The 11,697-nt window shown below is 35.7% G+C and carries 11 protein-coding genes; 5 read left to right on the top strand and 6 right to left on the bottom strand.

What is annotated here, in order from left to right:
• Window positions 1-249: 249 nt before the first annotated feature.
• Window positions 250-1,140 (bottom strand): protoglobin domain-containing protein, encoded by an 891-nt coding sequence (locus tag ACWIUX_RS00225; protein ID WP_448588708.1) that lies wholly within the window; start codon window positions 1,138-1,140, stop codon window positions 250-252.
• 117 nt (window positions 1,141-1,257) lie between these two features.
• Here ACWIUX_RS00225 and bioB point away from each other — a divergent pair, with 117 nt between their 5' ends.
• From bioB to ACWIUX_RS00240, 3 genes are all read left to right on the top strand, one after another.
• Complete coding sequence (bioB, locus tag ACWIUX_RS00230; RefSeq protein ID WP_448588709.1) at window positions 1,258-2,193, top strand: biotin synthase BioB; 936 nt, start codon at window positions 1,258-1,260, stop codon at window positions 2,191-2,193.
• Between the two features lie 148 nt (window positions 2,194-2,341).
• On the top strand, window positions 2,342-2,671 hold the full coding sequence (locus ACWIUX_RS00235; RefSeq protein WP_448588710.1) for an ArsR/SmtB family transcription factor: 330 nt from the start codon (window positions 2,342-2,344) through the stop codon (window positions 2,669-2,671).
• 20 nt (window positions 2,672-2,691) lie between these two features.
• The gene (locus tag ACWIUX_RS00240) at window positions 2,692-2,844 is read left to right on the top strand and encodes a hypothetical protein (protein ID WP_448588711.1); all 153 of its coding nucleotides are present in this window, start codon (window positions 2,692-2,694) and stop codon (window positions 2,842-2,844) included.
• Between the two features lie 34 nt (window positions 2,845-2,878).
• Here ACWIUX_RS00240 and ACWIUX_RS00245 read toward each other — a convergent pair whose 3' ends face one another.
• The 4 genes from ACWIUX_RS00245 to nadA form a co-directional block, all read right to left on the bottom strand.
• On the bottom strand, window positions 2,879-3,445 hold the full coding sequence (locus ACWIUX_RS00245; RefSeq protein WP_448588712.1) for a DJ-1/PfpI family protein: 567 nt from the start codon (window positions 3,443-3,445) through the stop codon (window positions 2,879-2,881).
• A 76-nt stretch (window positions 3,446-3,521) separates the two neighbouring features.
• Window positions 3,522-4,373 carry a carboxylating nicotinate-nucleotide diphosphorylase gene (nadC, locus tag ACWIUX_RS00250; RefSeq protein ID WP_448588713.1) on the bottom strand — a complete coding sequence of 284 codons (852 nt, stop codon included), beginning with the start codon at window positions 4,371-4,373 and terminating at the stop codon, window positions 3,522-3,524.
• Window positions 4,370-5,929 carry an L-aspartate oxidase gene (gene nadB / locus ACWIUX_RS00255; protein WP_448588714.1) on the bottom strand — a complete coding sequence of 520 codons (1,560 nt, stop codon included), beginning with the start codon at window positions 5,927-5,929 and terminating at the stop codon, window positions 4,370-4,372. Before nadB ends, nadC begins: the two co-directional genes overlap by 4 nt.
• On the bottom strand, window positions 5,926-7,077 hold the full coding sequence (gene nadA, locus ACWIUX_RS00260) for a quinolinate synthase NadA (RefSeq protein ID WP_448588715.1): 1,152 nt from the start codon (window positions 7,075-7,077) through the stop codon (window positions 5,926-5,928). Before nadA ends, nadB begins: the two co-directional genes overlap by 4 nt.
• 367 nt (window positions 7,078-7,444) lie before the next feature.
• On the opposite strand from nadA, the gene ACWIUX_RS00265 reads away from it, so the two are divergent.
• Window positions 7,445-8,827 (top strand): YeiH family protein, encoded by a 1,383-nt coding sequence (locus ACWIUX_RS00265; RefSeq protein WP_448588716.1) that lies wholly within the window; start codon window positions 7,445-7,447, stop codon window positions 8,825-8,827.
• On the top strand, window positions 8,827-9,021 hold the full coding sequence (locus tag ACWIUX_RS00270; protein ID WP_448588717.1) for a hypothetical protein: 195 nt from the start codon (window positions 8,827-8,829) through the stop codon (window positions 9,019-9,021). Before ACWIUX_RS00265 ends, ACWIUX_RS00270 begins: the two co-directional genes overlap by 1 nt.
• Before the next feature lie 60 nt (window positions 9,022-9,081).
• Here ACWIUX_RS00270 and ACWIUX_RS00275 read toward each other — a convergent pair whose 3' ends face one another.
• Window positions 9,082-11,244: a methyl-accepting chemotaxis protein gene (locus tag ACWIUX_RS00275; protein WP_448588718.1), complete on the bottom strand. Its 2,163-nt coding sequence runs from the start codon at window positions 11,242-11,244 to the stop codon at window positions 9,082-9,084.
• Window positions 11,245-11,697: the final 453 nt, after the last annotated feature.

Consider the following 11,697-nt stretch of genomic DNA (forward strand, 5'->3'; position numbering starts at 1 on the left):
TTGGGCTATATATAGGGATAGAGTAGTGTCTGAGGCTTCTGGTACAAATATAAAGTTTGATGATGTAGAGCCTATATTAAAGCAGCAGTTAGCTCACGCAATAGCTAATTTGCTTCCATAATTTTTATATAGAGCAAAAAACTGTCCACGAGCAAGGATGCTCGCGATACTATAAGATGCTCGGGGTACTATGGGGTGCTATTCCGATTGGCGATTATACTAAAAGGTTTGTCGAATCTAAAAAAGCTTTTAATTGGAGCTCTTATTCATAAGCCAGTACACTATGCCAAGTATCAATACCAAAAAGCCTAACACAATTACTTCTGTAGAATTGTGAGGTTCTAAGGAGAAGATCAATATTTTTCTGAGCATAGCTGCCATTGCAAGGCTTATAAATATATTTAGGGCGAATTTTTTGCCTTTTAGTCTTTTTAACTCCTCTTCTAAGAGTTCTCTAATAGTCCAGATTATAAGCATAGCGCCAAGGATATTTATTACACTATTTTCAAAGGATGAAGCGCTCCTTAAGAAGTTATAAATATCAGATATAAACAATACAAATATCATAAAGGTAGTAAACACAAGAGCTACAACGAGAGCTATATCAAAGTAATAGGATATCTTTTCGCTGATTTTTACTATCTTATTTTCTATTTTTGTTCGGGCGATATAAATTTTGTTTTCGTCTACGTAAGAACTAGTAAGGATATCAAGGTTTATGTCTAAAATTTTATCAACTGATTCTCTACAGTTCTTCCTTTCTTCCTCACTTGGGCAGGATAAAAGAATCGTCTGATGAATGTAATTTCTTACAAAGCTCATTGTTGCGCTAACGTAGTGAGTTGGAAGCCCCATGTCAGCGTGAACGTGTCCGATCTTTTGAACTCTAATGAAATAGTCTTCGTCATACTTCCCACAGAATAATTCTATAAACCAAGCCTTAAACCTTTCCCTGTGTCTTTTTCTGACTTCAGTATTTCCGAGAAATTTGTTATAGTTTGTAAAGGTGCTCATAAATTCGTAAAGTAAATCTGCAAATTTATCAGCGTTTTGTTTTGCGGCAGTACAGAGCGATTCAAGATTTCCTTTATCTACCTCGTTGAAATTATAAATCTTTTTTATACTTTCATAGCTCTCCAATAATTTCCCTCTTTTTAATAATAATAAATTTAATTTTAACATAAAAATGCCTTTGAGTATCGAAAATTTCTTGATAAACTAAAATAATTCTTAGAAATAAACTATTGGGAGGATACAGTGTTTGATATAGAAAACTTTGACCCAGAAAATAAATTAAACGAATCAGCTATATATGGTTTGCTAAATCTTGACACAGATCGCTTGCTTATGATTGCCAAAAAGATAAAGGATAAGTATTCTTCATCTTTTGAGACCTGTTCTATTATTAGCTACAAGACAGGTGCTTGTACTGAAAATTGTTCCTTTTGTGCTCAGTCCTCTTACTACAATACAGAGGTAAACTTTAGAAAGGTTAGTATTGAAGATGTGATTTCAAAGGCAAAATTGATGAAAAATTATGGATCTAAAAGATTTTCATTAGTTTCTAGTGGTAGAGGCCCTACTCGTGCTGATATGGATGAGATACTGCCGATTTTTGAGAAGATTAAAAGTGAAGTAAATATTGAACTTTGTGCGTCTTTGGGGATAATCAAAGAAAGAGATCTGATAAGATTAAGAGATGTTGGTGTTACTACGTATCACCACAATCTTGAGACTTCAAGGAGTTTTTTTAAAAATATCTGCACTACTCATTCGTATGATGAAAGAATTGAGACAATTGAAGCTGTAAAAAGAGCAGGTTTGACTCCTTGTGTTGGGGGGATAATAGGTTTAGGCGAGACTTTTGAGCAAAGAGTAGAATTTGCAATTACACTTAAAAATCTTGAAATAAAATCAGTTCCCTTTAACATTCTTATACCCATTACTGGTACTCCGCTTGGAAATATTAAAATTCTTGACAAATCTGATGCCCTTAAAACGCTTGCAATATTTAGGATCATTTTGCCCTTTGCTACTATTAGACTTTGTGCCGGAAGGGAAAACGTTCTTGGTAAGAGTCAGAAATTGGCTCTGAGTTCAGCTGCCAATGGTATGATGATAGGTGGGTATCTAACCAGGCCAGGAGAAGAGATAGAAAAAGACATCGAGTTAATAAGATCTATTAGAGGTTAATTAATTTTTCTAATAAAAGCTTTATTAGTTGATTTTATTATATTTTATTTCTATTCTATTCCAAATGCTAAAATTTATAATATAATAATATAAGACTTGTAATTTTAGCTTTTTTAAAATCTATTAAATGCTTTTTTTGGGAGGTTATATGAAAACAAACTTGGTATACCAACTGATATCTGAAATTTTTAAGACTTTAGCTCATCCTCTTAGAATTCAGATATTGTTAAGTCTTGCTGAGAGGGAGAGATGTGTGTGTGAGCTTTTGCAGGAAATTGGTGTAGAACAGTCAAACCTGTCACAACATTTAAGAATTCTTAAAAAACAGGGCATTATAGATTCGAGGAAAGACGGGCAAAGGATGTTTTATAGAATAAATTTGCCATCTGTATTAGATCTACTAAATGATGCAAGAAGGACTTTAAAAGATCAAGTTAAAGGGCATGAAGAATTATATAAAAACATAAAAATTACTTAGTTGTTTAAGTAAGCTTTAAAGTGTATATTGACTTAAAAGACTTAGAAGGAGACACATGTTATGGAATGGTTGAGATCCCTTTTTTGCACCACTTGAGCTACGTCTACATTTCAGATGGCATGGATTGCTATTTCGTGTTTTTTTACTATGAAACTATGGCTAAGAGGGCGTAAAAAATAATTTGCGCCCTCTTAGTAAGCAAGATAATTAAATTTCTATTTTTGCTCCAAGTAGTTCTACAAATTTTCTAAGCCAAAGTGGGTGATTTGGCCAGGCTTGGGCAGTTATGAGGTTGCCGTCAACTACTACGTCCTGATCTACCCAATTTGCTCCTGCGATCATACATTCGGTAGCGCACGCAGGGTAACTTGTAACTTTTCTGCCTGATAGCACGCCACAGGCTGCTAATAACTGAGAACCGTGACAGATTGCGGCAACTGGCTTGTTTAAATTGAAAAATTTTTTCGTTACCTCGACAACTTCGTTATACCTTCTGATGTATTCAGGAGCCCTTCCGCCAGGGATTACCAAACCTGAGTAGTCTTCTACTTTGACGTCCTTTGCGGCAATGTCTACAGGTATCCTGTGCCCTGTCAATTCTATATAAGTATCAAGGTTTGTAAAGTCGTGCACCACAAGCTGAAGCATGTCGCCTGCATTCTTATTAGGAGCACAGATATCTACTTCATAACCTAAAAGCATTAAAGCCTGTTGGGGCACTTTTACCTCATAATCTTCTGCACAATCCCCCGTTAAAATTAAAATTTTTGGCATAATATACCTCCCTAAAACTATATTAATAACTACTTATATTTTAGCACCATCTCCTAAAAAACTCTTAAACCCTCTTTTACTTAACTACTTTCATTGATACGTCAATATATTTTGCCTTTCTTATAAGTGAAGACATAGATATGAAATCTACACCAGTTTTAGATATTTCACTGATATCTTCTTCCTTTACTCCTGAAGCTTCTACGATATAATGTTTTTTTGATTTAGATATGATTTCTACTGCCTCTTTTAAAGTTTTAGCAGGCATATTATCTAACAAAATTGCATCTACTCTCCCGTCTAGAAGTACTTCTTCTAAATCTCTAATATTACTAACTTCTATTTCAATTCTAGTTAGAAGCTTTGAGCTTGTTAGCGAGTTATCAATTGCTGCTTTTATTGAGCCAAATATTGCTATATCGTTGTCTTTTATTAGCACTCCATCAAAAAAGCCTGACCTGTGATTTTTGCCACCTCCAATTCTTATGGCGTATTTATGTTCAGGTCTGAATAACGGATCGTTTTTCCTGGTATCCAATAAAAATACGCTGTTATCTATTTTTGATAAGATTTCTCTTACATGAGTAGCTATTCCTGACAATTCAGATAAAATATTGCAAATTGTTCTTTCGGCTTTCAACAAGACATTTGCATTAGCGTATATATACATAATAGTTTCTCTAGAATAGGTTTCGTCTCCGTCTCTTTTTATTAGTTCAAATTTATGTTTTTCTGATTCTTCAAATTCTTTGAGAAAGAATTCATCTTCAACAATTTTTACAATCGTAGGTACAAATATAGTTCCTGCAATTAGGGCTCTTTCTTTGAATATCACTTCAAATTTTGAATATGGATATTTATCCTTTCTGTAAAAATCAAAGCCTAAATCGTGGTGAATTCTCTCTTTCAACAAATCCTTGAAGTTCATAAGGTATCCTCCCTATAATGAGCACCTTTGCTAGTTCTATTTCTTCTTGCACAGGATGTGATTTCAATTGCTATCTCGATAGCGTTTCTTAAGCCAACCAGTTCATCAGAAAGTTTTGAAGTTCTATAAATTTCTATAATATCTATTGAGAGCTGCATCAGTTCTCTCATTGCTTTTAGAAGTTCTCTTTCAGAACGAACAATTCCGACTTTTTCCCACATTATATTTTTTATCTTAGCCTGATATTCTTTAATTAAGTTATTATCTGCTTCCCGTAATATAAATCTTTCGTCCCAGTCAGATATTTGAAAACTATCTATATCTTCCTTTGAAAAATTCCCTATGATATTTTCGGCAGATCTTATTCCCCAGACAAGCCCTTCTAGCAGTGAAGTAGATGCAAGCCTATTTGCTCCATGAAGTCCCGTGCAAGATGCTTCGCCTATAGCGTAAAGCCTTGAAAGATTTGTCTTTCCCCACTCATCAACTCTTATTCCGCCACAAAGGTAATGAGCTGCAGGTGCAACGGGTATGAGATCCTTTCTTATGTCAATTCCGCATTCTAAGCAATCTGAAAAGATTTTGGGGAATCTTTCTTCAAGTTTTATACCCCTTTTAATAATTGGCTCACAAGAAAGCCAGACGTTTTTTGCACCGCTCTTTTTCATTTCTTTATATATAAGCCTCGTTAGTTCATCTCTTGGCAAAAGTTCTGACTCTACAAACCTTTCTAATTTATCGTTTAGGAGTATAGCCCCCTCTCCTCTGACTGATTCTGATATGAGAAACGACTTACAGTTGTCCTTTTTAAATGCAGTGGGATGAAATTGGATGTATTCCATGTTAATTACATGAGCACCAGCACGTTTTGCCATGGCAATCCCATCTCCTCTTGCACCTTCAGGATTGGTAGTGTACTCGTAAACTGCCCCCACTCCACCGCTTGCAATAACTGTGTATGAAGCAAGCACCTTGCTTATCTGATTTGAGCTTCTTTCAATCACATATGCACCAAGAATTTTGGTTGCTTGGTATATGGCATCCCTATTTTTTGAATGATGGGTTGTACTTATTAGATCTATGGCCGTAGTTGACGAGATTATTTTGATATTTGGATGTCTTTTTGCCTCCTTAAGCAATGCCCTTTGTATTGCAAGTCCAGTTTGGTCTGCTACATGGATAATCCTATTTTTAGAATGTCCGCCTTCAAGCGTTTTATGAAGGTTGCCGAATGAGTCCTTATCGAAATTTACTCCAAGTCTGTCTATTAAGAAAGATTTAACTAATACTGGCCCATCTTCTGCAATAATTTTTATTGCGCTTTCTCTTCCAACTTCATCTCCTGCTTCTTCAATGTCTGTTTCTATTAATTCAGCCGAATCATCTTCTCCCCACCAAACTATGCCGCCTTGGGCATACTTGGTATTCGATTCTTCTGGATCTTCTGAACGATTTATTACTACTACATCTTTGCCCCTATCAGCTAACTTTATTGCACATGTAAGGCCTGCGATTCCTGCTCCTATTATCAAAATTTCGCATTCTATTGTACTCATCTGATTTCTAGCATCCTCATGATTGCAGTTTTTGCCCTATCGGCAGTTTTCTTAGGCAAGTGAATGATATTCGCTTTATATTCTGTTTTTTCCGTGTCTGAAATTGTGATCTCATATTTATCATCCCTTAACGATTCAAATAGTTTTTCAAATGTATTTGCTTTCATATATTCGCACTCAGCAAAATCAATTGGCAAAAACTCTTTTTCTGGCACTTCTTTCCTGAGTCTATATATCATCCCCTTTTCTGTACCAACAATAAAACTCTTTGCTGAAGAACTTTTAGCAGATGATATCATCTGTTCAGTAGATACAATATGAAGTCTATTTTTTAACTCCTTATCTTTCTTTGACCTTTCGTATAATTGAAAACTACAGCTACATTCAGGGTGTATTAAGATATCGCTGTTTTTGTGCTTATTAATTAACGAAAGTATTAAATCTAGATTTATCTTTTCGTGTACATGACAATATGCCTTTTCTAATTCGTATATTTCAATAAGGTCAGGATCTACGCTAATGCCTTCTTTTTGCATGATATCAAGTGCCCTTGCCTTCATTACTTTCCCCAAATTTTTGTCTGGAAGTATTAATATTCTTTTTCCTTTAAAGTTTTTTATAGCATGAATTATTACTTTGTCTGCGTTTCGAGATGTGCAAATGTAATCGCTTAAAGATTTCGTTTCTATGTCGCTATTAATGTAACTTATTACGATGCCATTATATTCTTCCTTCCATTTCTTTATATACGATATGTCGATTGAGTCTACAAGTGAACAGCCTAAGTTTTCTGGTTTGTCTTGAACAAATATCCTCTTTTCTTCTCCAACTATAATTTTGCTGTTTGACCCCATAAAAAAGACTCCTTGAAAGTCTACCCTTTTACAATGTTTTTCTTTTACAGATAGGCTTAAGCCCAAAGAATCGCCTATAATATCTGAAATTTCGTGAAATTCAGGAAAAAGATAGTTGTGAGAAAGTATTATAGAATCCTTTTTCTGTTTTAAATTAATTATTTCTAAATAGATATTTGCAAGATCTTTACATTTCTCAAGGGTATATCGTCCTGGATAAAGATCTTGTGCATATTTGTTAAATAGATCATACCACTTGGTACTTAATGAATCAGCTGAATATTCCTTTTGCAAAATTTTCACCCCTTGAATTTATTATGTAATCTTAGTTTATATTTTAGATCCTATTTTTTGCATATCAATTTTTTATGAGTATATCAATTTTCTTTATATATGGTCAAATATTATTGTATATATCCAAAATGTAATTGGCTTTATAAAAATATAACTATAGATATATTTGACACACTAATTCAAACAAATATATAATAATTTTATTAAATGCATTTAAGTAATTTATGTTTTTTATTTCAGGAGGTGGTGGGTTATTGATTTTATACTTGTTCTATGCTATTTAAAATAGTACAAATTTTTGAAGGAATTGTTTTTTTAGCTCGGTTTTTGAAGATTATTTCTTGTTTATGAAGAGGGAGGTCAAAGGATGTCAAACGAAAAGGACGACGTTGTAAAGAGTACCCCGCCAAAATCAAGATGGACAGACCTTTATCTAAAAGAAGATTGGTGGGCTATTTGGCTGGGTCTTTTTATTGTTTTGGCTGCATATTTTTCTTTTGCTTCGGGAAGTTCTTTTGTAAAAGCAATTGCTATTAATCCAGGGGGTCTAAAGTGGGATAATGTAGGACAAATCTTTGCACACCTTGGGGCAAATGCTCCACAATACATTATGCAATATGTGTTTTGGCTGGTCTTTTTTACAATTTCTACGGCGATTATGGGGGTTAAGCCTTCCAAATTTATACCGTCATTTACTCTTCTTTATATCTTTTCTATTATAATTTTCGCTATTGGCGGTTGGAAGTATGCTCAATACTTCAACCTTGAGCCTCCATTAGTTGCCCTTGTTTTAGGACTTATTTTAGCAAACATTTTCCCTATTCCTCGCTGGTTGGATGAAGGATTTCGAGTAGAGTATTATATTAAGACTGGTATAGTCTTGTTGGGCGCTACGTTCCCTATTATTCTTATAATTTCTGCAGGTCCCGTTGCTATTACTCAAGCAACAATTATTTCAGTGATTACTTGCTTAACGATATTTTTTGTTGGAACGAGATATTTTAAACTCGACAAGAGATTTGCATCAATACTGGGTATGGGCGGTGCAATATGTGGCGTTTCGGCTGCTATGGCTGGAGCTAGCGCAGTTGGAGCAAAGAAGGAACACCTTTATTCTACTGTTACTTTGGTTGTTATAGCTGCTTTGATAATGATCATCGTACTTCCATTCGTGTCAAAGGCTCTGGGACTTCCTGCTGGCGTTGCTGGTGCATGGATTGGAACCTCAGAGTTTGCTGATGCAGCTGGTTTTGCTGCAGCTGTTTCATATGGCCACATGGTTGGAAATGAAACTGCTGCCTTACACGCCTTTACTTTAATGAAGGTTATAGGAAGGGACATCTGGATAGGAATTTGGTCTTTTATTTTTGCTCTTATAGCCTGTTTGAAGTGGGAGAAGGAGGAGTGTGGAGTAGCCCCCTCTCCAATGGAAATATGGTGGCGCTTCCCAAAGTTCGTCATAGGATTCTTTGTGGCATCTATTATAATGACTATAATTACTTCTGGATATTCGGCTGCAGAATTTTCAAAGTACGTGAAACCTAACTTGATAGATCCTATTTCTTCTCTTAGAACATGGACCTTTATATTCTGTTTTGCAAGTATTGGTTTAACAACAAGATTTAAAGAACTTAAGTCAGTGGGATGTGCTGCTACTGCTGCGTTTACTATAGGTGTTGTGGTAAACGTGTTTCTTGGATGGTTTATGTCTACACAGGTATTTTATGGCTTCTGGAGTGCTCTAAAATAATGAAAAATTTGCAAAGCTGTTCTGCGTGTTCGTTTTTTATGAACGACCCTGCAGAATTTGAGAAAACCTTTCCAGGCTTTACAGTTCTTAGCTCTGCATATGGCAGTACAAGGGCAGATGCAGGACTGTGTCTAAAGAAGGAGAGAATTTTTCTTCCGTCAAGAAAGGCTTGTAAGGAATTTGTTCCAAAGTAAAAAATATCACGGGGCAAACGTTGATTTGCCCCGTGACTTAAGATCTCTTTTACACTTTAATTAAAACTTGTACTTGCTCAATTCGTTCTTTAGCTCATCTGCTCTCTCAGTAAGCTTTCTTATTTCAGCATCTATCTTTTCTGCCATTGTTTCGCTTTCCTGTGCTGATGCCGCAACCTCTTCGCTAGATGCCGCCATCTCCTCGCTGGTAGCTGCTATTCCCTCTACATTTGTGGATATCTCTTTAGCTGATGCCGCCATCTCCTCGCTGGATGCACTGTTTTCTTCTGATAGCGCTGCAAGGTTTGATACCTCTGTCTCAATATCCTTTACGCCTTCAGTAATAGTAGTTATGTTATGAGTTGTCGTATCTATCTTTTCAGAGAGTTTTTCTATTGCGCTTAAGATATTTTTAAATGCCTCGCTTGTCCTATCGCTCATTGATGAACCTCTCAGGACGCCTTCTTTTGTCTCGTTCATAGATTTTGCCGCATGTTCTGTCTCTTTTATTGTCTGATTTATCATATTTCCGATTTCAAGGGCAGCTTTTTGGGACTCTTCCGCAAGTTTTCTAACCTCATCTGCTACAACCGCAAAGCCTCTTCCAGCATCTCCAGCCCTTGCTGCCTCAATTGCAGCGTTTAGAGCAAGGAGATTTGTTTGATCTGCTATTCCTGATATAACGTCTACAATCTTGCCTATCTCAAGTGATCTCTCTTTAAGACTGTTCATGGCATTTGATAGCGTTTCTACAGATGATACAATAGCGTTCATGGTATTCTGTGTTTCCTGAATTATCTTTGAGCCCTCTCTTGCCTCCTTGTTTACATTCTCAGCAAGCTCATCTACTGCCTTTGCGTCTGTTGCAATCTGCTCTGATTTAGTAGCTATAGCAGATGTCTTTTCTGACAAGTTTGTGGCACTCTTTGCCAGCGATTCAGAACCAGATGCAATAGAGTCTATAGCGCTAAGAAGTTGTTGAACCTGGTTTGATATCTCTTGAGCGCTTTGAGAGAGGTTTGTAGCTGCATCTGCCATATTTTCGCTGGCTTTTTTGCTCTCGCCCGCGGCAAGCTTTGAAGAGTTTGAGGATAAGAGCATTTCTTTACTGGATGCGTGAATCTCACTTTGTATCTTGTTTATCTTTGATAGTATTTCAACCAGATATATTCTTAGCTTTTCTGCAGCATCCCTTATCCTCCCTAATTCGTCCTTGTTCATATCAGGTAGTTTGAGAGTAAAGTCGCCTGTAGAAAGCTCTTCTATTCCCCTGGCAAGAGAATCAATTGGTTTTGCTATGGATCTCTTTATGAAAGCGAAGAAAAGACCTATCAAGATTATACATACTAAAATTATTCCTCCTATTAGCGAGAGGACTATATTTCTAAAGTAGTTGTCGTATTCTGTAGTGCTTACTGAAGTTGAATTCATCCCTATTATATTGCCGCTTGTATCTCTTATAGGTCCAAAACGTACAATATAACTTTTGCCGCCATGTTCAGTTTTGATAATAGGGGCTTCTCCCTTTTTCAAGACTTCATCCAATATCTTTTGATTCTCTTGTTTTGAACCTATCTTTACATCTCCTAAAGTAGTAGCCACCCTTTCGTCTCCCAGATACCAGGTAACGTCTGATCCTGTATCCTTTTTCAGTTGATCCACAAATAGATTTGAGTCGGATATCTTCCTGCCTACATGAATTGTGCCGATAAGTTTACCGCTGTCATCATAAATAGGCTCATATGCCCTAATTGCCAGTTTTACTAATTTTGCTGTTTCAAAACCTACGCCTGATTTCCCTGATAGAGCTGCTTTTATAGGAGGTTGGGCGCTAAGATCGGTACCAACAAAATTTTGCCCAAGAGTGGTATATATCACTTTCCCGCCTTGATCGGTAACAATACAAAAATAATCTGGTTTTTCTTTTAGATCTAAATATTGATTGACTAAAGCCGATAGGGCATTCATATTGTTTGACTGTATGTATGTTTTGATTCTCTGGGTGTTTGCAAGGTCTCTCGTCACGCCACTAACATAATTTTCAATTCCTTCTACATCCCTATCTATCATCCTGTCAGAAAGAATTGCTACCTTTTGCATCATATTCTGGTTATAATTTGTCATTTGAAAAGATACTATGCCGATAACTAAAAGGCCGATAACGGCGAAAGAAAGCGTAGATACTGCAATTAATTTTGCTTTCAATGACATGTTTTTGAACATTTTTTTACCCCCTAAATTATAAGTTTTTGTGATAATGAATTATTATAGCGTTTTTTTTTTTTTTTGCTAACTTTTTATTATCTTACTTATAGTATTACAGGCACCATATAGTAACGCGAACATCCCATAGTAACACGAGCATCTTGCTCGTGGAATATAGTACCCCGAGCATCCTTGCTCGCGGACAGTTTTTTGCTTTTCCACCTTTTTTTGGCACGGAGTTTTATGAATAATTAAAACCTTTTTCCCTCCACTATCATAAATATGCTCATACTGGTTCCCAAAAAAAACAATATTAAAAGTATAATGTTAACAAATGGCTTTTTCTTTTTCATCTTTCCTCCCAGGTTCTAAATATGGTTAGCTTCTCTCATTACGATATACCTTTGAGGTTTTAAAAGTTTTATAATAAAATTAAAGTTTTTTAATATTTGTTTAATGCTAATATAAAGC

It is taken from the genome of Thermodesulfobium sp., assembly GCF_053498235.1.

Bases quoted from the DNA above. Each gene is read 5' to 3' on its own strand.
- nadB (WP_448588714.1), bottom strand. From the start codon at position 5,929: ATGAGTACAATAGAATGCGAAATTTTGATAATAGGAGCAGGAATCGCA.
- ACWIUX_RS00275 (WP_448588718.1), bottom strand. From the start codon at position 11,244: ATGTTCAAAAACATGTCATTGAAAGCAAAATTAATTGCAGTATCTACG.
- ACWIUX_RS00245 (WP_448588712.1), bottom strand. From the start codon at position 3,445: ATGCCAAAAATTTTAATTTTAACGGGGGATTGTGCAGAAGATTATGAG.
- ACWIUX_RS00270 (WP_448588717.1), top strand. From the start codon at position 8,827: ATGAAAAATTTGCAAAGCTGTTCTGCGTGTTCGTTTTTTATGAACGAC.
- ACWIUX_RS00265 (WP_448588716.1), top strand. From the start codon at position 7,445: ATGTCAAACGAAAAGGACGACGTTGTAAAGAGTACCCCGCCAAAATCA.
- nadC (WP_448588713.1), bottom strand. From the start codon at position 4,373: ATGAACTTCAAGGATTTGTTGAAAGAGAGAATTCACCACGATTTAGGC.
- ACWIUX_RS00235 (WP_448588710.1), top strand. From the start codon at position 2,342: ATGAAAACAAACTTGGTATACCAACTGATATCTGAAATTTTTAAGACT.